This window comes from Aliiglaciecola lipolytica E3, assembly GCF_000314975.1.
Taxonomy (GTDB): domain Bacteria; phylum Pseudomonadota; class Gammaproteobacteria; order Enterobacterales; family Alteromonadaceae; genus Aliiglaciecola; species Aliiglaciecola lipolytica.
The window spans coordinates 12608-32188 of the sequence record NZ_BAEN01000046.1; the positions used below are offsets into that span (position 1 = coordinate 12608).

A 19581-nucleotide genomic window follows, 5' to 3' on the forward strand; every position below is an offset into this window, starting at 1 on the left:
GATATTTAAAGAGTTGGTGGTTTTGGCGCAAAAAATGCTTCATGTTATTCAAGAGATAGACAAAAACATTGTTGATTGAGTCTATTAACCAAATTCAATAGTTAGCCATGGCGGTTAGCTATACCCGGCAACGAAGCCCGCAGTATCTGTTTTTCAGATGCTGCGGGCTTTTTTCGTTTCTGGGGTTATTAAATCAGAGGCACATTATGACCACAAATGAACATTTAACTCGCATTGTTATCGTCGGAAACGGGATGGTAGGTCACCATTTTGTTGAGCAACTCATTCAGCAAAGCAACGAAGTGTACGGCAAAAACCAATTTCATATTACCGTGCTTTCTGCAGAGCCAAGATTAGCCTACGATCGTGTTCATTTATCAGAATATTTTTCTGGCAAAACTGCAGATGAATTATCGCTAACCAGTGCTGAGCACTATCAAGAACTAGGCGTTGACTTTCAGGTTAATGCTCGAGTTGATCAAATAGACAAGCAAGCCAAAATGGTCACCATTGAAAGTGGTGCTGTATTTGAGTATGACAAGCTTATTCTTGCCACTGGCTCGTTTCCTTTTGTTCCGCCAATTCCGGGTAATGATCAACCTCATTGTTTGGTGTACAGAACAATTGAAGATTTGGAAGCAATCAGTGCTTCGGCCAAAGTGAGTAAAGTTGGTGTTGTCGTCGGTGGCGGACTACTTGGTCTTGAAGCTGCCAATGCGCTTAAAGAAGCAGGATTAAAAACGCATGTCGTTGAATTTGCTCCGCAGCTTATGGCTGTGCAAGTGGACGTCAGTGGTGGTCGCGTACTTAAAGATAAAATTGAAGAACTGGGCGTCGAAGTGCACACCCAAAAAGCCACACAAAGTATAGAAGCGGGTGAAAATAGCCGTTACAAAATGGTTTTCGCGGATGGTGAAATACTTGAAACTGATATGATCCTATTCTCTGCGGGTATTCGTCCTCAAGACAAACTGGCTCGTGAGTTTGGCATTGTCATTGGCGAGCGAGGCGGTATTGTCGTTAATGACCATTGTCTTACTAGTGATCCAGATATTTACGCCATCGGTGAGTGCGCACTTTGGAACAACTTTATTTTTGGTCTTGTTGCGCCTGGATATACTATGGCTCGTGCAGCGGCTAGCAATATTGTTGGTGGAGACGTGGTCTTTGAAGGTGCTGACATGAGCACCAAATTAAAATTGATGGGCGTAGAAGTGGGCTCAATTGGTGATGCACACGCCAGAGAACATGGCGCGCAAACCTACACCTATGAAGACCAAGTTGCGGGTGTCTACAAAAAAATAGTGATTAATGCAGAAACCAATAAACTGACAGGTGCTGTATTGGTAGGTGACACCGGTGATTACGATACCCTGTTACAATATGCATTAAATGAAATCGACCTACCAGAATTCCCTGAAAGCTTGATTTTACCTTCGTTTGGTGACGCTGCACCTACTTTAGGTGCCGACGCATTGCCTGAAACGGCAATGATTTGTTCCTGCCACAATGTGACCAAAGGAGACATTATTGCGAGCCTAGATGGTGGTGCTTGTGATTTAGCTGAGATTAAGTCCTGTACAAAGGCGAGTACCGGGTGTGGTGGTTGTGCAGCGTTACTCAAATCAGTCACTGATAGCGAACTTGAAAAACGTGGTGTAGAAGTTAAAAAAGATATATGTGAGCACTTTGCTTATTCACGCCAAGAGCTGTATCACATGGTTCAGATTGGTCAGATTAAAACTTTCGACGAATTATTATCTAAACATGGAAGTGGAATTGGTTGTGAGGTTTGTAAACCTGCTGCGGCATCAATATTAGCTTCTATCTGGAATGACTTTGTTCTTGAAAAGCCGCATGTGACATTACAAGACACCAACGACACCTACTTAGCTAACATGCAAAAAAATGGTACATATTCCGTTGTTCCGCGAATTGCTGGTGGCGAAATAACCCCAGACAAACTGATCGTTCTGGGTCAAGTGGCTAAAAAATACAACTTATACACTAAAGTTACTGGCGGACAGCGTATCGATTTATTTGGTGCTCGCGTCGAACAGCTTCCATTAATTTGGGAAGAGTTGATTGAGGCCGGTTTCGAAACGGGCCACGCATATGCTAAATCATTAAGAACCGTTAAATCTTGTGTAGGAAGCACTTGGTGCCGCTATGGTGTGCAGGATTCAGTTGGTCAAGCTATCGACTTAGAGAATCGCTATAAAGGACTCCGCTCCCCACATAAATTAAAATTTGCAGTGTCAGGTTGTACTCGCGAATGTGCAGAAGCGCAAAGTAAAGACATTGGTGTTATCGCTACTGAAAACGGTTGGAACCTTTATGTTTGTGGAAACGGTGGAATGAAGCCTCGTCATGCAGACTTATTTGCAACTGATTTAGATACTGAAACCTTAGTAAAATATATAGATCGTGTGTTGATGTTTTACGTACGTACCGCCGACAGATTACAGCGTACATCGGTGTGGATGGAAAACATGGAAGGCGGTTTAGATTATTTAAAAGATGTGGTCATTAATGATTCATTAGGTCTAGGTGCTGAGCTTGAACAACAAATGCAGCACGTAGTTGATACATACCAATGTGAATGGAAAACCGCCGTCACTTCTGAACAATCACGCAAGCGTTTCCGTCAATTTGTTAACAGTGAAAAATCAGACGCTAATATTATTTTTGTAGAAGAGCGTGATCAAATTCGTCCGGCAACGGAAATTGAAATTGATCAAATTTTAGGTGTAAAGAAACCAGTGAAAGCTGCAGCCACATCAATCAATATCGTTGAAGTTGAATAAGGAGTTATGAACATGAGTGAGAATTGGATTAACGTTTGTACCTCTAGTGATTTGGTAGACAATTCTGGTATTTGTGCGCTTGTAAATGATGAGCAAATCGCATTATTTAAAATTTGTCAGGGTGAAGAACAGTTTATTTACGCGGTGAGTAATTGGGATCCGATTGGTAAAGCGAACGTGTTATATCGCGGCTTAGTAGGTTCAATTATGGATGAACATTTCGTTGCCTCTCCGTTATATAAACAGCGTTTTAAATTGAGTTCAGGCGAATGTGTGGATGATGATTCAGTCAAAATTACTGTTTATCCAGCGCGTATTACAGATCAACAAGTTCAACTACAAATAGTAAGCTAAATGAGTGAACAAACTTTACTAAGTCTAACTGCTACGGATGCTGAAAAAGCAACGAGTCCATGTGGATTGTCGCCACAACTTGCGAAAACCACATGTCCGTATTGCGGTGTGGGTTGTGGTGTCGATATTCGTGTAGAAACTGACGACATTAGCAAAGAGCGCAATTTAACTCAGTTAAAGGGAACAGCAGATCATCCTGCGAATTTAGGCCGTTTGTGTGTAAAAGGTAGCAAGCTTCTAGAGACCAATAGTTTAGATGGTCGTTTGCTGAATCCGACAATAAACAATCGAACTGTTTCATGGCAAGAAGCAACACAACACGTTGCGACAAAGTTTAAACAAATTATCGAGCAATACGGTCCTGGATCAGTCGCCTTCTATGTATCTGGACAGCTTTTGACTGAAGATTACTATGTCGCCAACAAACTCATGAAAGGCTACATTGGTACTGCAAATATTGATACCAACTCGCGATTGTGTATGTCCTCTGCGGTATCTGCCTATAAACGGGCGTTTGGTGCCGATGCCGTGCCTTGCAATTATGAAGACTTAGAATGTGCTGATCTCATCGTTTTTATTGGTTCAAATGCAGCTTGGACTCACCCTGTATTATTTCAACGAATAGAGCAGGCTAAAAAACGTAATCCTGACATTAAAATTGTATTGATTGACCCTAGGCAAACAGGGACGGGAGAGCTAGCAGATTTACATCTAGCGATTAAGTCTGGAACCGACACTGCGTTGTTCAATGGGTTACTCCAGTATCTTAAACAACAAGATAGTCTTGATCAGCAGTTTATCGAAGCTAGCACGCAAGGCTTTGATGCTGCATTGGAAAATGCAAAAGAATGGTCAGTAGAGCGCGTTTCCGAATTTTGTGATATTCCGCAAGAAGATGTTGAGGCATTTTACTCCTTATATGCTAAGTCGCAGCGCACTGTGTCCGCATATACGATGGGGGTGAATCAGTCTAGCTCGGGCACTGATAAAGCTAATAGTATAATCAATTGTCATTTAGCAACGGGCAAAATCGGAAAAGAAGGTTGTGGACCTTTTTCGTTAACCGGTCAACCTAATGCAATGGGCGGTAGAGAAGTGGGTGGTCTGGCAAACATGCTGGCTGCGCATATGGATATTGATAACCCTGAGCATCGAGCGCTAGTTCAGTCGTATTGGCAGTCACCGGCGATACCATCTCAAACAGGCCTGAAAGCGGTCGATATGTTTGATGAAATTCAGCAAGGCAAAATCAAAGCTATTTGGATAATGGCTACGAATCCTGTGGTAAGCATGCCTAACCGCGGGAAGATAGAAAGCGCCCTGAAAAAATGTGAGTTTGTCGTGGTCTCCGATTGTGTAGCAAAAAACGACACGCTTGCGTTAGCTGATGTGGCATTACCGGCGACAGGATGGTCTGAAAAAAATGGCACAGTAACGAATTCTGAAAGACGAATATCGAGGCAGCGAGGCATCTTACCCCCACCAGGTCAGACAAAACATGACTGGCAAATAATTTGTGATGTAGCGAAAGCGATGGGGTATGAAAAAGGCTTTAATTACCTACATCCAGCGGAAATATTTCGCGAACATGCAGGGTTAACTGGATTTAAAAATACGGGTGATAGAGCGCTTGATTTATCTACTTTGCAGAGCTTGAGCGATGAAGAATACAATAATTTTAAGCCCGTTCAATGGCCGCTCAATGCGCAAAACCCAAAAGGTACTGCGCGACTTTTTACAGACGGTAAATTTTATACCGCATCTGAAAAAGCACACTTCATTGTGACACAACCTAAAGCGCCTGAAATTGTTGTGTCTAGTGAGTTTCCATTTGTACTTAACAGTGGCCGCATCAGAGACCAATGGCACACCATGACTCGTACCGGAAAAACGGCAGAGTTGACGGGACACATTGATCGTGCATTTTTACATATGCATCCGCTAGATGCCGAGCGTCAGGGAATATGTGAAGGTGATTTCGTAGAGTTAATGTCCAGCAGTTCTGAAATGCACAATGACACAAGGACTGGTTCAAAAGTGATAATGCCTGTTAAGCTACAAACTCAGCAACGTCGTGGAGAATTGTTTGCGCCAATTCACTGGAGTGCGACCAACTCATCGTCTTCGGCAATAGCGCGTTTATATTCAGATGCTAAAGACCCGTTGTCTGGGCAACCAGAGCTTAAACACACCCCAGTGAAGGTGGAGTTATGTAATTTCGCTCATCATGGCCAACTTTTTATTCGTGGTTCTGTTCCACATCACTTATTAAATCGACTAGCGGGCTATTGGAGCAGCGTACCCATTGAAGAGGGTAACTTAGTTTATTTTGCTAGCGATAATGAAATTTTGGTATCTGAATTGCACATGAATTTCCCATTGTATACAGAATGGTTTTCATCCCAACATTCGAATGAATTAGGTAACGAGAGAAACGTATTTGCACTTCGAGAAGGACGTTTTGATCTGGCAATTTTCCTCGGTTCGATTGCGCCCAAAATGGATGTGAATTGGATCAATAGTTTATTCAAACAAACTGATTTGCTGGATGAACAAAAGTCCGCTTTATTAAGAGCAATGCCTGACCCCGCGTTTGCTCAAGGCAGGCTAATTTGTAGCTGCTTCAAAGTTGGCGAGAACACCATAGTTGATGCAATCAAGCAGGGCTGTAGTTCAGTGGATAAACTAGGGGAAAAGCTAAAGTGCGGCACCAACTGTGGCTCATGTAAGACGGAATTGAAACAACTCGTAAGCAGTCATAGCGTTAATGAGTCTGTTACAATATTGGATGCAGAACTTAATCCGCTGAAAACGGGTACGTAAAAAAGTATGTATTGATGGTGATTCAGGATAAGCTTCCATCTTTATGAATACTCGCAAAAAACTATTTAGGTGCAGTTAGCTAATATGAACGACAATCAGGAATTTAAGCACTTTATTCGGATCATTGGCAGAGGCCAAAGAGCAGGGCGTACTTTAACGCAGCAGGAAGCTTTTGATGCCATGACTATGCTAATTGAAGAAAGAATCATGCCAGAGCAAAAAGGCGCTTTTCTGATGTTGCTTAGAGTCAGAGAAGAAACTGCTGAAGAATTAGCAGGATTTACCCAAGCTTTTCGCAAACATACAGTTGCCGATTTGGGCGACTTACATGTAGACCTAGACATGGGATGTTACGCAGGTAAACGACGTCACCTTCCTTGGTTTTTATTAGCGGTTTTGGTGTTGGCCCAACAAGGCAAAAGAATATTTTTGCACGGCACAAATGAGCCAGATTCAAAACGATTATATTTAAATGACGTATTACCCCATCTAGGGTTTTGTGAAGCGACTTCAACGCAAATGGTCGCAGATCAACTTGCAAGTCATGGGTTTAGTTATATGGGGCTGGAACGCGTCAATCCGCAATTAGATAAGATTATTCAGTTGCGCGCACAATTTGGTTTGCGCTCTTGTGCCAATACTCTAGCAAGAATACTTAATCCATCTAAAGCTGATTTCAGTTTGCAAGGTGTCTTTCACCGCCAAGTTGATGAAAAGCATCGTCTTACTGCAGCCTTATTACAAGATCAAAATATGTTGTGTTTTAGAGGTGAAGGTGGCGAAATTGAGTTTAATCCTGAACGTGATGTAACTTTGCATACTTGTCGAAATAGCCAAGAAAAAACCATAGATGTTAAAGCGTTCAATGACACTCGTATAACTAAGCCAAAACAACTAATTGCAAGCGAATTGATTGCGTTTTGGGAAGGTAAAGAAAATGTCTATGCACATGATGCAGTAATAGGCACTCTTAGTATCATGTTGGTATTGTTAGATAATTTAGATTGGCCGCAGGCAGTAAATCAGGCTAAGGGCTTGTGGTCTGTTCGCAATAAAAATTGGCCCGCTGGAAACTCGGCAGAATCTGCAACCACTTCTTTATTTGATACCACAGGCAAACACTACGCACATTAATTTCTAACACGATAAGCAAAGTGTTCCTTAGCGTACTTTAAGGCGATATTCGCGCTCCATTTTGGTGCGAATGCACTGTTTTGGACGTGATTTGTCGCTTTTAATTCTTATTCTAGATTTAACTCATTGATATTCAATACTATATTTTATGGTGCGGAGTTTGCTGATGACTAGCTTATCTATTTGGTCCTTTCAATTCGTATCTGGAAATTACTCTTGGCCAGCCGTAAAAACGAAAAGCAATTATCCTCAGGCACTAAAGATCTGCGGATTTTGTTAATCGATGAAAATACCCACCGTGCAGATTTAGTAACTGCAGCGTTAGGGGATTCTCGATATGCAATCAGTCATTTAGCCAGCCCTAGTGGTACTTTATTAAAGCAAGTTGATCAACTACAGCCAGACATTATTGTCATTGATATTGAGTCGCCAAGTCGGGATATTCTCGAAAGCTTGAACACGATTAAAAATATTAATCCTAAACCTGTGGTTATGTTTTCCAGTGAGCAAGATACGGATACCATCAATCAAAGTATCGAATCTGGGGTAAGTGCGTATGTGGTAGGGGATTTAGAGCCACATCGAGTAAAACCAATATTAGACGCCGCTGTGGCGAGGTTTCGCGAGTATCAAAAATTAAAAACAGAATTAAGTGAGACTAAGCAACAGCTCAGCTCACGTAAAAACATTGATCATGCCAAACGTATCCTAATGAAAAATAGAAATATAAGTGAAGAACAAGCATTTCAAACGATGCGTAAAACCGCCATGGATACTGGCCAGAAACTTGACGATGTGGCTAAAACAATAATATCGATGTTTAATACGTTGTAATGCAAATGATGATAAAACCTGAAAAAACAAATATAACCATTGGATTTAGTCCACTTACCGATTGTGCCCCTTTCGTGGTGGCTAAAAATTTAGGGTATTTTGCACAGTGGGGGCTAGATGTCACTTTACAAAAGCAGAATTCCTGGGCCACTCTTCGTGACAAACTGCATGCAGGAATATTAGATGCTGCGCAGATGTTAGCACCAATGCCGATTGCCAGTACTTTAGGGTTGGGGGTTGCGCCGATGCATGTCATTGCACCCATGATATTAAGTCAAAATGGCAATGGCATAACCTTATCTGAATCACTGGTCGAAGAAATATTAGCGGTTAATCAGATCTCTGAACTTGTTTTCCCCCTAGATGCCAAGCTGTTAAAAAACGTCATCGAAAAGCGAAAACAACATGGCTCAGACAAGTTGTGTTTTGCCAGTGTATTTCCTTTTAGCTGTCACCATTATCAACTTCAAGATTGGCTACTTAGCGGTAATATTACCTTTGAAGACGTCAATATTATTGTTGTGCCTCCCAGTAATATGGTGGACTCGATGTTAAGTGGAGATATCGATGGTTTTTGTGTTGGCGGCCCTTGGAATGCGAAAGCTGTTCGCGGTGGAAGCGGCGTGACCGTTATTACCTCATACGATATTTGGCAAGATTATCCAGAAAAAGTTCTTGGTTTCCTGTCTAGCTTTGCTACAAGTCATCCCAAGACTGTGTTGGCAATTTGTGCCGCTCTTAAACAAGCATGTACTTGGCTCGATTCGACACCAAATCGCTTTGAAACAGCGGTGATAATGAGTCGAGAAGGCATTTTAGGTGAGCCCTTAGAAGTCATCGCTCCGTCCTTATTAGGTAGCTGTTTGACCAAAAAGGGTTTATCACCTCGTCACGTGCCGTCATATAACCAATTTTCAACGACGCTTGGTGGACTAGATATTAACCGTCCGGATATAAAACACGGATTTTGGTTGCTCGAAAAAATTAAAAATTGTCAGCAAATATCCGCAGATGTTGAGACCGATGGTGTCATCGAAAGTATTTTTCGAAGCGATATTTACGCTCAACTCGCCCTGTTAATTGATAAAAAAGGCTGATATTTTTCCGCGCTTAGCACTTTAATGAGGCAATTTTGCAGTGCAAATTGCACTGTTTTGAGCTTTTATATCGTTCAAAATGGTTTTTGTAAAATGTAAAACATTGAAATGTATAGTAAAAAATAGTTGGCATTAGTCATGCAAAAGGAAAGTCAAGTGAGCAAATGCTTAGACGAACATAAAATAAACTTCGCATTGTTTAACTAACATAATATCAAGCCGCTGCAATGATGCAGCAGATTGGTACGGCAAAGTAGCCCACGTGAACTTCAAAGTTTTGGAGTTCACGTGGGTTTTTTTTTGGAAAAAATTGGAGTGGATAATGTCTCAAACAAATTGGTCGGATGCCCTTGTTAAATTGGCATCATCGATTCGCAAAACAGTTAAATGGGCGCCGTTAGCCGTGACTTTTTGTAGTGTTAATGTCGCTGCTGAAGAAATAGGTTATGCCGAAAAAGAAGAGCTAAAATTTGGATTTATCAAATTAACAGATATGGCCCCCTTGGCGATTGCCTATGAAAAGCGCTTTTTTGAAGATGAGGGGCTGTACGTCACTTTAGAAGCTCAGGCCAATTGGAAAGTACTACTTGATAGAGTCATTGATGGACAGTTAGACGGCGCACATATGCTGGCTGGTCAGCCTTTAGGTGCAACTATTGGGTTTGGTACGCAAGCAGATATCATTACTGCTTTTAGTATGGATTTGAATGGGAATGCCATTACGGTTTCCAATGATGTTTGGAAGCAAATGAAAAGCAATATCCCTCATGAAAATGGAAAACCCGTGCACCCAATTAAGGCTGACGCTTTAAAGCCCGTTATTGATGGATTTAAAGATGCAGGTAAGCCATTCAATATGGGAATGGTGTTTCCAGTGTCTACACATAATTACGAATTACGTTACTGGTTGGCCGCCGGTGATATCCATCCTGGTTATTACGCGCCTCATAAAGGTGATACCAGTGGACAGATAAGTGCTGATGCATTGTTGTCAGTCACACCACCACCGCAAATGCCAGCAACTATGGAAGCAGGCACTATCGAAGGGTATTGCGTGGGAGAGCCATGGAATCAACAAGCCGTATTTAAGGGAATCGGTGTGCCGGTTGTTACTGATTACGAAATCTGGAAAGACAACCCTGAAAAGGTGTTTGGTGTCAGTAAAGCATGGGCAGAGGAAAATCCAAACACCCACATCCGTGTCGTCAAAGCGATGATCAGAGCTGCGATTTGGCTAGATGAAAACAATAATGCTAATCGTCCAGAAGCAGTGAAAATTTTGGCTAAAAGTGCATATGTTGGGGCAGATGCTGAAGTTATTGCAAATAGCATGGTTGGAACTTTCGAATACGAAAAAGGGGATAAGCGTGATGTGCCTGACTTCAATGTATTCTTTCGCTATAACGCCACTTATCCCTATTACAGTGATGCAATTTGGTACTTAACTCAAATGCGACGCTGGGGACAAATCAGTGAACAAAAGCCAGACTCTTGGTTTAAAGATATCGCTAAGCAAGTTTATCGTCCCGATATCTATGCGCAGGCAGCCAAAGCTCTCATTGCTGAAGGTAAAGCTGATGCAAAAGATTTCCCAGAGTTTGCGACTGAGACTGGTTATAAACCTGCCCAAAAGCATTTTATCGACAATATCGTTTATGACGGTACCCAGCCGAATGCGTATTTGGAAAAATTCAAAATTGGCTTAAAAGGTGACACTCAGCTTTAACCCGAGCTGAGTTTTACCAAAGGAGAAACAGCATGTCGAAACAAGCAGCTATTCCACTGATTAGCGAAAAACAGAAGCTGGTGGACTTCAATAAATTTACAGGTCTTGCTAAACCCATTTTGTTGCCAATTATAGGTCTGGTGTTATTCCTGGGATTGTGGAACGGAATGGCAAAAAATATCGACACATCTTTAGGACAGTTTCCGGGAACGGCGGCTGTTTGGGAACAAGCAAACGTCTTAGTCGATGAGCACTACGCGCAGCAAGCCAGAGCATCTGAATTCTATGAGCGTCAGGAAAAACGTAACGCTGAACGCGTGGCGAAAGATCCTAATTATCAACCAAAAATTCGGGATTTTACCGGCGCGCCGACTTTTTTTGAGCAGATTTGGACTAGCTTATACACGGTGATGTTTGGATTTGTAATGGCGTCGGTAATTGCTGTGCCTCTGGGAATTGTATGTGGTTTGAGTAAATCCACTTATGCTGCAATTAACCCTTTGATTCAATTATTTAAACCCATTTCGCCGTTGGCTTGGTTACCGCTGGTCACCATGGTAGTTAGTGCGGTTTATATCACTGATGATCCAATGTTTTCTAAATCATTTATTACCTCTGCAGCCACTGTTGCGTTGTGTTGTCTTTGGCCTACATTGATCAACACCGCAGTTGGGGTTTCCAGTATCGATAAAGATCTGGTGAATGTCAGTAAAGTACTGCGCTTAAACCCACTTCAGCATGTCTTGAAAATTGTCATGCCATCTTCGATTCCTGCCATTTTTACAGGATTACGTCTTTCCCTTGGAATAGGTTGGATGGTACTGATTGCCGCTGAAATGTTGGCGCAAAACCCAGGTCTTGGCAAGTTCGTTTGGGACGAATTCCAAAATGGAAGTTCTGAATCTCTGGCTCGAATTATGGTAGCCGTGCTCACCATTGGCATCATCGGATTTATTCTTGATCGACTAATGTTGCAACTCCAGAAATGGGTGAGTTGGGACAAAACAGCAACGTTGCGTTAGAGGAGACGAACATGACTTTTAAACATCAGCTTGAACTAACTCAAGTAGGCATCGACTTCCCAACGCCAAAAGGTCCTTTTACAGCACTGACTGACGTGAATTTGCGAATTCAAAAAGGTGAGTTTATTTCGTTGATTGGACATTCAGGGTGCGGTAAATCAACGGTGTTGAACCTAGTTGCTGGTCTAAATCAAGCAACTACTGGTGGCGTAATTCTCGAAGGCCAAGAAGTCAACGAACCTGGTCCGGAAAGAGCAGTAGTATTTCAGAACCATTCGCTTTTACCCTGGTTGTCAGCCTATAAAAATGTTGAGTTGGCAGTAAAGCAAACACGTTCTGGTCGTAGTAAAAAAGAAATTAAAGACTGGGTCGAACATAATCTTGAACTTGTGCATATGACCCATGCTGCTGACAAATTGCCTTCTGAAATATCAGGTGGAATGAAACAGCGTGTAGGTATTGCACGAGCACTTGCGATGCAACCTAAAGTCTTGCTTATGGATGAACCTTTTGGTGCGCTGGATGCGTTAACACGCGCACATCTACAAGATTCAGTGATGGAAATTCATAGCAAACTGGGCAATACAGTGATCATGATTACCCATGACGTAGATGAAGCAGTTTTGTTGTCTGATCGCATTGTTATGATGACAAATGGTCCTGCTGCGACTATCGGAGAAATTTTGCCAATCGAATTACAACGACCTAGAAATCGAATCGAATTGGCGGATGACGCGAAGTACAACCATTATCGTCATGAAGTACTGAAGTTCTTGTACGAAAAGCAACGAAAAGTTGAATCGGTTGATTCTCATCGAAAAAATAAACAAAAAAACGCTTCACCAGTAACTTTAAAAACAGGTTCTGACAAAGAGTAGTCACAAAAACCATTAAACACTAAGTAGACCAAACCTAATCTAAGCGGATTAAATTTACGAATTGGCTTGAATAGGTTTTGGTTAAGTTATGCCTAAAATAAGAGAGAGAAACATGAAAACCACATCCAAAACCACGCTTAATGTTGCTGTGACTTTAGCTTTATTAGGCACATGTGCATCTAATCTACACGCGGCTGAAAGTATTACTGAAGCTATGACTAGCGGTACCGCTGGGGTCGATTTACTGTTGCGTTACGAAGCGGTAGATCAGGATAACGCAGTTGAAGATGCTAGTGCTTTGACGCTCCGCACTTTACTCAGTTATAAATCAGCTAGTTATAAAAACTTCTCGGCTAACATTGAAGTAGAAGATACGCGTATTGTGTTAGGTCAGGGGGATTATACCGTTGGACCTACTGGTTATAATTCAGGTATTTATTCAGTGATTGCTGATCCTGAGCATACAGAGTTAGATCAAGGTTATGTCCAGTACTCAACAGAAGTCTTTACCGCAAAAGTGGGAAGACAGGTTATCACTATGGACAATCATCGTTTCGTTGGTCACGTTGGTTGGCGTCAAGATCGTCAAACATTCGATGGTGTGAGTGTAGATTACAGTCCTTCAAAAGCAGTATCTGTTAAATATGCATATTTAACCCAACGCAATAGAATTTTCGCTGAAGCAGCCGATTTTGATGCGAAAGATCATTTGTTTAATGCTTCGTATAAAACTTCTGTAGGTAAATTTACAGCTTATGGTTATTTGTTAGAAGTTGATAACAACACAGATAACTCCCTAGATACCTTTGGTATTCGATTTGACGGTGGTAGTGAATTCGATAAAACCAAAATTTTATATTCTGCGGAATACGCGAAACAAAGCAGTGAAACAGCGTCCAGTGATTTTGATGCTGACTATTTAATGTTAGAGGCTGGCGCTGTATTTTCTGGTGTTACTGCAAAGGTTGGATATGAAGTTCTCGGTTCTGACAACGGCAATTATGGCTTTTCTACTCCGTTGGCAACTTTGCATAAGTTTAATGGCTGGGCGGATATTTTTCTAGGAACGCCTTCGGAAGGGTTGGTTGATCTTTCGTTTAGTCTTTCGGGAAAAGCAGCGGGTGGAAGTTGGACGGCAATTTATCATGACTTTAAAGCCGATGACGCCAGTGAAACAGTTGATGATCTCGGCAGTGAGATTGATTTGCAGTATGTCTACAAGGTATCGAGCAACTATACAGTTGGAATTAAATACGCAGCCTATTCAGGTCAAAGCGGTCGTGTGGATACTGATAAACTTTGGGCGTGGTTTGGTGCGAAGTTTTAAGCTGTTTGCACAAGATTGATAACTATTTGTTTCTTGATAGTTTATAAATATAGTGCCTATCTAATTGTAATTAAGGTAGTCTGAGTAAGCTGTACAAGAACAAATAGCATCGTTGCACCATATTTGATCTTGATGAACCAATGTGGTGCATAACTTTGGGGCGTTTGAGTCTTTAATTCACCATTTTGACGATAGAATAAGCATTTGAGCCATGTCACGCATATGGCATGAAAATCGCTTAGTTTAGCGACTAGTAATACAAGTTTGAACACCAACATAATCTTTGATTATTTTCAGGAGGACACAATGTCAGTAGAAAAGGCTTTAGACCTTATCAAAGAAACCGAAGCGAAATTTGTTGACTTACGCTTTACCGATACTAAAGGTAAAGAGCAACACGTTTCTATCCCATCTCATCAAGTAACAGAAGACTTCTTTGAAGAAGGTAAAATGTTTGATGGCTCTTCTATCGCAGGATGGAAAGGCATTAACGAATCTGACATGGTGCTTATGCCTGACCCAGAGTCTGCAGTTCTTGACCCGTTTGCTGAAGAAACTCAAGTTAATATCCGTTGTGACATACTTGAACCTTCTACTATGCAAGGTTATGACCGTGACCCGCGTTCTGTAGCACGTCGTGCTGAAGAATACTTGAAGTCAACTGGTATTGGTGATGAAGTTTATTTTGGACCAGAACCAGAATTTTTCATGTTTGATGATGTGAAATATCATACTGATATGTCTGGCTCATTCTTTAAAATTGACGCTGAAGAAGCAAGCTGGAATTCTGGTGCTGAATTCGAAGGCGGCAACATGGGTCATCGTCCTGGTATTAAAGGCGGTTACTTCCCAGTTCCTCCAGTTGATTCTTCTAACGATACACGTGCTGCAATGTGTTTGGTTATGGAAGAAATGGGTCTTACAGTTGAAGCTCATCACCACGAAGTAGCAACAGCTGGACAAAACGAAATTGCTTGCTTATTTAACACTCTTGTTAAGAAAGCAGATGAAATTCAAATTTATAAGTATGTTGTACACAACGTTGCTCATGCATATGGTCAAACAGCAACCTTTATGCCTAAGCCTTTGGTAGGTGATAATGGTTCTGGTATGCACTGTCACCAGTCTATTAGCAAAGGTGGCAAAAACATTTTTGCTGGTGATAAATATGCTGGTATGTCTGAAGATGCATTGTTTTACATCGGCGGTATCATCAAACATGCTCGTGCTATTAACGCTTTCGCAAATGCGTCAACTAACTCGTACAAGCGTTTAGTTCCTCATTTTGAAGCACCAGTAATGTTGGCATATTCTGCATGTAACCGTTCAGCATCTATTCGTATTCCTCATGTGACTAGCGAACGTGCTCGTCGTATTGAAGTACGCTTCCCAGATCCAACAGCTAACCCATACTTAGCATTCACAGCAATGTTGATGGCTGGCCTTGATGGAATTAAAAATAAAATCCACCCAGGTGAAGCAATGGATAAAGATTTATATGATCTTCCTCCTGAAGAAGCTGCTGACATCCCTACAGTTGCAAGCTCATTAGAGCAAGCTCTTGAAGCGCTTGATAGTGACCGCGAGTTCTTAACTGCTGGTGGTGTAATGACGGATGATATGATTGACGCTTACATTGAGCTTAAAACTGCTGATGTACAGCTTCTAAATATGTCTACTCACCCAGTTGAGTTTGGCATGTACTACAGCTGCTAATTGCTTTAGTTATTATTTTTCATACCAGCCCGCTTTTAAGCGGGCTTTTTTTTGTTCAAGAAAAGGCTACAATTCAAGAATGAAGAAAATAGTGCTCGCCATATTACTAATTTTTACAGTTTCTGCCAGCGGTAGTAAGCTATATAAAGTTGTCAATGCTGACGGCTCGATTACTTATACTGATACACCGCAAAATGGCGCAGTGCAGCTAGATTTAGAACTCACCAATAGCGTTATCATGCCCGCGTTAGCCGACGCCAACCAAGGGCAACAACAATCTAAAAACCAGAAAAAGGCATTTCCAGAGTATAAACTCGAAGTCTTAACTCCCTCTGATAAAGAAACCATTCGAAATAATCTAGGTAAAGTAACTGTTGCCGCGAGGCTTGAACCTGTAGGTAACGGAAAGTTCGAACTCTATTTAGATGGTGTGTTAGCACAAACCAGCCCAGCCCCTTCTTTTCAGCTACAAAATGTAGTTCGAGGAGAACATTCCATTCAAGTTAAATTTATTCACCATACAGGCAAGATCCTTGCATTGTCTAAGCCTAGTGTGTTTTACATGCACCAGGCATCAGTGTTAATCAATCCAAATTAACCGTTTTAGAAGCCTGTAGCATGCTTCACTAAAGACATTGACTTAATCAAGTTAATGGTGTGCACTGATGTGGTGCAAAAACGAGATTGGATGAATTTCTTTGAGTGAACAATTTAAATATTTATTGGAAAGCTTAGCTACCGCGGTATTAGTGTTGGATGAGAATCTCTCTATACGCTATGCCAACTTGGCTGCGCAATCGCTTCTTGAGTTAAGCGAAAATCAACTATTAGGTTGCCCGTTAACACAATTTGTTTCTCATTCCAGTGTGACTTTTGCGCGCCTAGAGAAAGCCTTTGACCGTGACCAAGGATTTTCTGATGGAGAGGTTCTATTTGCGTTCGCTGATGGTCGGCATGTACTAACTGATGTGACAGTGACAACGTTTGATTTTGAAGAAAAATCGGCATTAATGGTTGAAATTAAAGTCATTGATCAACAGAAGAGAATAAGCCAGGAAAGTCAACAATGGGCTCAGTTGCAGGCTGCTCGGGAGTTGATTAGAGGGCTAGCCCACGAAATCAAAAATCCACTTGGTGGTGTACGTGGTGCAGCGCAACTATTAGAAAAAGAATTACACAGCCCAGATTTAAAAGAGTTTACCCAAGTCATTATAGAACAGTCAGACCGCTTACGTAATTTGGTAGACAGACTGTTAGGCCCTAATTCATTACCGAATTTTGAATGGGTTAATATTCATAAGGTCTTAGAAAAAATTCGAACGCTGGTGAAGCTCGATGCCACCCATAATATCGTTATAGAGCGTGATTATGATCCTAGTATTCCTGATTTGTATCTAGATCAGGATATGTTGCAACAAGCCGTGCTGAATATAGTCACGAACAGCATTCAGGCATTAGACGGTAGTGAAACCCCCGGTGAAATTACCATTCGTAGCAGAATTAAACGCCGGTTTACTATTCATGGGGTGAAGTACCCGTTAGTTGCCCAAGTGAAAATTATTGATAATGGTCCAGGAATTCCAGTGGAACTGAAAGATACGTTGTTCTACCCCATGGTTACCGGAAAATCGAACGGAACAGGCTTAGGGCTTTCCATTGCACAATCATTGGTAGATCACCATAAAGGGAAGATTGATGTAGAGAGTTGGCCAGGTCATACCGCATTTAAAATTTATTTACCTATAGAGAAAAAGGATGTAGTTCAATGAGCGCTGAACCAGTATGGGTCGTAGATGACGATAGCTCGATTCGTTGGGTGTTACAAAAAGCGCTACAATCGGCGCAAATTCCCTGTTTTAGTTTCGAAAATCCAGAAGATTTACTGTTGCAATTGCACTCAGGCCAACAACCGGAAGTGATCGTATCAGATATTAAAATGCCGCAGATGGATGGCATGACTTTGTTGCAGGAAGTACATCGTCATTTCCCAGATATTCCGGTAATTATCATGACTGCTCACTCAGATTTAGATAGTGCAGTTAATGCGTATCAAAGTGGTGCATTTGAATATTTACCAAAACCTTTTGATATAGATGAAGCTGTTGCTTTGGTGCAAAGAGCGCTAGCTCATTCACGCGAACAAAATTCACAGCGTCATGCTGAGCCTGAAGTAAAGGATACCGAAATCATAGGTGAAGCGCCTGCTATGCAGGAAGTTTTCCGCGCGATTGGTCGATTATCACGGTCGAGTATTAGTGTCCTAATCAATGGTCAATCTGGTACTGGTAAGGAGTTGGTAGCACAAGCTTTACATCGCCATAGTCCGCGTAAAAGTAATACATTTATTGCTTTAAACATGGCTGCAATTCCAGCAGATTTAATCGAATCAGAATTGTTTGGACATGAAAAAGGTGCATTTACCGGTGCGCAAGCCGCACGTCAAGGCAGGTTTGAACAAGCTGATGGTGGAACCTTATTTTTAGACGAAATAGGTGATATGCCTCTGGATGTACAAACTCGTTTACTGCGTGTACTTGCAGATGGCCAATTCTATCGTGTTGGTGGTCATAATCCAGTAAGTGTAAATGTAAGAATTATTGCGGCGACTCATCAGAATTTGGAGCAACGGGTTGCGGATGGGAAGTTTCGTGAAGATCTTTATCATCGTCTAAACGTGATAAAAATTCATATTCCAACGCTTGCTCAGCGGCGCGAAGATATCCCTTTATTAGCAAGGCACTTTTTGAGTCGTGCCGCTAAAGAATTGGAAGTCGATGCGAAATCGTTAAGTAAAGAAGCTGCGAATGTGCTTTCTCAATTATCCTGGCCGGGAAATGTCCGTCAGTTGGAAAATATGTGTCGTTGGTTAACTGTCATGGCCAGTGGTCAAGAAATTTTAATCAATGACTTACCGCCAGAGATAAACACAAAACCCTCTGGTCCGCAGGCTGCAAATCAAGAAGGCGATTGGAAAAGCTTGCTTGCGAGTTGGGCTGACAAACAACTCCATTCAGGACGACAAAATATACTCGACGAAGCAACCCATGATTTTGAGAAAATTATGTTAGAGCGGGCATTGCAGTATACTAACGGGCACAAACAGGATGCGGCCAAAAAACTCGGCTGGGGAAGAAATACCTTAACTCGAAAATTGAAAGAGCTAGATTTGTAGTTTTCGCACTTCGTTTAGAACGAATTTATAAAGGGACTTCATGATTGAAGTCCCTTTTTTAATCACTTTCCGATAAGACGCAAAAATTCATTTCTTGTCGCCGGCGATGTTCGAAAAGAACCTAACATCACAGAGGTGATCATAGACGAATTTTGTTTTTGCACACCGCGCATCATCATACACATGTGCTTACCTTCCATGATAACTCCAACACCTTTCGCTCCGGTTACCTCAAGAACGGCATCAGCAATTTGTTTGGTTAGACCTTCTTGTATCTGCAGTCTGCGGGCAAACATATCAACAATACGGGCAAACTTAGATAGCCCAAGTACCTTGCCATCAGGTAAGTACGCAATATGGCAGCGGCCAATGAAAGGGAGGACGTGATGTTCACATAGCGAATAATATTCAATATCTTGGATAATCACCATCTCATCAGTATCTGCCTCGAAAATAGCGCCATTAACAACTCCTTGAATATCTTTTTGATATCCATCCGTTAGGAATTGCATTGCCTTGGCAGCTCTTTTAGGTGTGTCGACTAACCCTTCTCGAGTTGTGTCCTCACCCAAAATTTCCAGAATGTTAGCATAGTGGTCTTGTAGTTCTTGTGACATTAATTAGTGGTCTCATTAGCAATAAGCTGAATTCTCAGAATGCCGAAATTTGTTAAACAGCCCAGCATTATAAC

15 protein-coding genes are annotated in these 19581 nt (G+C 41.7%); 14 read left to right on the forward strand and 1 reads right to left on the reverse strand.

What is annotated here, in order from left to right; translation table 11 throughout:
- Nucleotides 1-206 precede the first annotated feature (206 nt).
- The 14 genes from nirB (at nt 207) to glnG (ending at nt 18890) form a co-directional block, all read left to right on the forward strand.
- On the forward strand, nt 207-2807 hold the full coding sequence (gene nirB, locus GLIP_RS11650) for a nitrite reductase large subunit NirB (RefSeq protein WP_008844831.1): 2601 nt from the start codon (nt 207-209) through the stop codon (nt 2805-2807).
- 6 nt (nt 2808-2813) lie between these two features.
- The gene (gene nirD / locus GLIP_RS11655) at nt 2814-3161 is read left to right on the forward strand and encodes a nitrite reductase small subunit NirD (protein ID WP_040522752.1); all 348 of its coding nucleotides are present in this window, start codon (nt 2814-2816) and stop codon (nt 3159-3161) included.
- Nucleotides 3162-5984 carry a nitrate reductase gene (locus GLIP_RS11660; protein ID WP_008844833.1) on the forward strand — a complete coding sequence of 941 codons (2823 nt, stop codon included), beginning with the start codon at nt 3162-3164 and terminating at the stop codon, nt 5982-5984.
- Between the two features lie 84 nt (nt 5985-6068).
- A complete protein-coding gene (locus GLIP_RS11665) occupies nt 6069-7118 on the forward strand; it encodes a glycosyl transferase family protein (protein ID WP_008844834.1) in 1050 nt (349 codons plus the stop codon).
- A 216-nt stretch (nt 7119-7334) separates the two neighbouring features.
- Nucleotides 7335-7952 (forward strand): ANTAR domain-containing response regulator, encoded by a 618-nt coding sequence (locus tag GLIP_RS11670; RefSeq protein WP_008844835.1) that lies wholly within the window; start codon nt 7335-7337, stop codon nt 7950-7952.
- 8 nt (nt 7953-7960) lie between these two features.
- Nucleotides 7961-9049, forward strand: coding sequence for a CmpA/NrtA family ABC transporter substrate-binding protein (locus tag GLIP_RS11675; protein ID WP_040522769.1), 1089 nt, complete (start codon nt 7961-7963; stop codon nt 9047-9049).
- A 322-nt stretch (nt 9050-9371) separates the two neighbouring features.
- Nucleotides 9372-10775 carry a CmpA/NrtA family ABC transporter substrate-binding protein gene (locus tag GLIP_RS11680; protein ID WP_008844837.1) on the forward strand — a complete coding sequence of 468 codons (1404 nt, stop codon included), beginning with the start codon at nt 9372-9374 and terminating at the stop codon, nt 10773-10775.
- 32 nt (nt 10776-10807) lie between these two features.
- Nucleotides 10808-11797: an ABC transporter permease gene (locus GLIP_RS11685; RefSeq protein ID WP_008844838.1), complete on the forward strand. Its 990-nt coding sequence runs from the start codon at nt 10808-10810 to the stop codon at nt 11795-11797.
- Between the two features lie 11 nt (nt 11798-11808).
- The gene (locus GLIP_RS11690; protein ID WP_008844839.1) at nt 11809-12675 is read left to right on the forward strand and encodes an ABC transporter ATP-binding protein; all 867 of its coding nucleotides are present in this window, start codon (nt 11809-11811) and stop codon (nt 12673-12675) included.
- Between the two features lie 112 nt (nt 12676-12787).
- Nucleotides 12788-14002: an alginate export family protein gene (locus tag GLIP_RS11695; protein WP_008844840.1), complete on the forward strand. Its 1215-nt coding sequence runs from the start codon at nt 12788-12790 to the stop codon at nt 14000-14002.
- A gap of 306 nt (nt 14003-14308) precedes the next feature.
- Nucleotides 14309-15718, forward strand: coding sequence for a glutamate--ammonia ligase (gene glnA / locus GLIP_RS11700; RefSeq protein WP_008844841.1), 1410 nt, complete (start codon nt 14309-14311; stop codon nt 15716-15718).
- Nucleotides 15719-15797: 79 nt separating this feature from the next.
- On the forward strand, nt 15798-16316 hold the full coding sequence (locus GLIP_RS11705) for a DUF4124 domain-containing protein (protein WP_008844842.1): 519 nt from the start codon (nt 15798-15800) through the stop codon (nt 16314-16316).
- A gap of 94 nt (nt 16317-16410) precedes the next feature.
- On the forward strand, nt 16411-17487 hold the full coding sequence (gene glnL, locus GLIP_RS11710) for a nitrogen regulation protein NR(II) (protein WP_040522755.1): 1077 nt from the start codon (nt 16411-16413) through the stop codon (nt 17485-17487).
- Complete coding sequence (gene glnG / locus GLIP_RS11715) at nt 17484-18890, forward strand: nitrogen regulation protein NR(I) (protein ID WP_008844844.1); 1407 nt, start codon at nt 17484-17486, stop codon at nt 18888-18890. The genes glnL and glnG overlap by 4 nt, the downstream gene beginning before the upstream one ends.
- A gap of 62 nt (nt 18891-18952) precedes the next feature.
- Here the strand turns inward: glnG and folE are convergent, their stop codons facing one another.
- Nucleotides 18953-19507 (reverse strand): GTP cyclohydrolase I FolE, encoded by a 555-nt coding sequence (gene folE / locus GLIP_RS11720; RefSeq protein WP_008844845.1) that lies wholly within the window; start codon nt 19505-19507, stop codon nt 18953-18955.
- Nucleotides 19508-19581 lie beyond the last annotated feature (74 nt).

What these genes read in the sequence shown, in the direction of transcription:
- nirB (WP_008844831.1), top strand. Translation starts at nt 207, where the DNA reads ATGACCACAAATGAACATTTAACTCGCATTGTTATCGTCGGAAACGGG.
- nirD (WP_040522752.1), top strand. Translation starts at nt 2,814, where the DNA reads ATGAACATGAGTGAGAATTGGATTAACGTTTGTACCTCTAGTGATTTG.
- GLIP_RS11660 (WP_008844833.1), top strand. Translation starts at nt 3,162, where the DNA reads ATGAGTGAACAAACTTTACTAAGTCTAACTGCTACGGATGCTGAAAAA.
- GLIP_RS11665 (WP_008844834.1), top strand. Translation starts at nt 6,069, where the DNA reads ATGAACGACAATCAGGAATTTAAGCACTTTATTCGGATCATTGGCAGA.
- GLIP_RS11675 (WP_040522769.1), top strand. Translation starts at nt 7,961, where the DNA reads ATGATAAAACCTGAAAAAACAAATATAACCATTGGATTTAGTCCACTT.
- GLIP_RS11680 (WP_008844837.1), top strand. Translation starts at nt 9,372, where the DNA reads ATGTCTCAAACAAATTGGTCGGATGCCCTTGTTAAATTGGCATCATCG.
- GLIP_RS11685 (WP_008844838.1), top strand. Translation starts at nt 10,808, where the DNA reads ATGTCGAAACAAGCAGCTATTCCACTGATTAGCGAAAAACAGAAGCTG.
- GLIP_RS11690 (WP_008844839.1), top strand. Translation starts at nt 11,809, where the DNA reads ATGACTTTTAAACATCAGCTTGAACTAACTCAAGTAGGCATCGACTTC.
- GLIP_RS11695 (WP_008844840.1), top strand. Translation starts at nt 12,788, where the DNA reads ATGAAAACCACATCCAAAACCACGCTTAATGTTGCTGTGACTTTAGCT.
- glnA (WP_008844841.1), top strand. Translation starts at nt 14,309, where the DNA reads ATGTCAGTAGAAAAGGCTTTAGACCTTATCAAAGAAACCGAAGCGAAA.
- GLIP_RS11705 (WP_008844842.1), top strand. Translation starts at nt 15,798, where the DNA reads ATGAAGAAAATAGTGCTCGCCATATTACTAATTTTTACAGTTTCTGCC.
- glnG (WP_008844844.1), top strand. Translation starts at nt 17,484, where the DNA reads ATGAGCGCTGAACCAGTATGGGTCGTAGATGACGATAGCTCGATTCGT.
- folE (WP_008844845.1), bottom strand. Translation starts at nt 19,507, where the DNA reads ATGTCACAAGAACTACAAGACCACTATGCTAACATTCTGGAAATTTTG.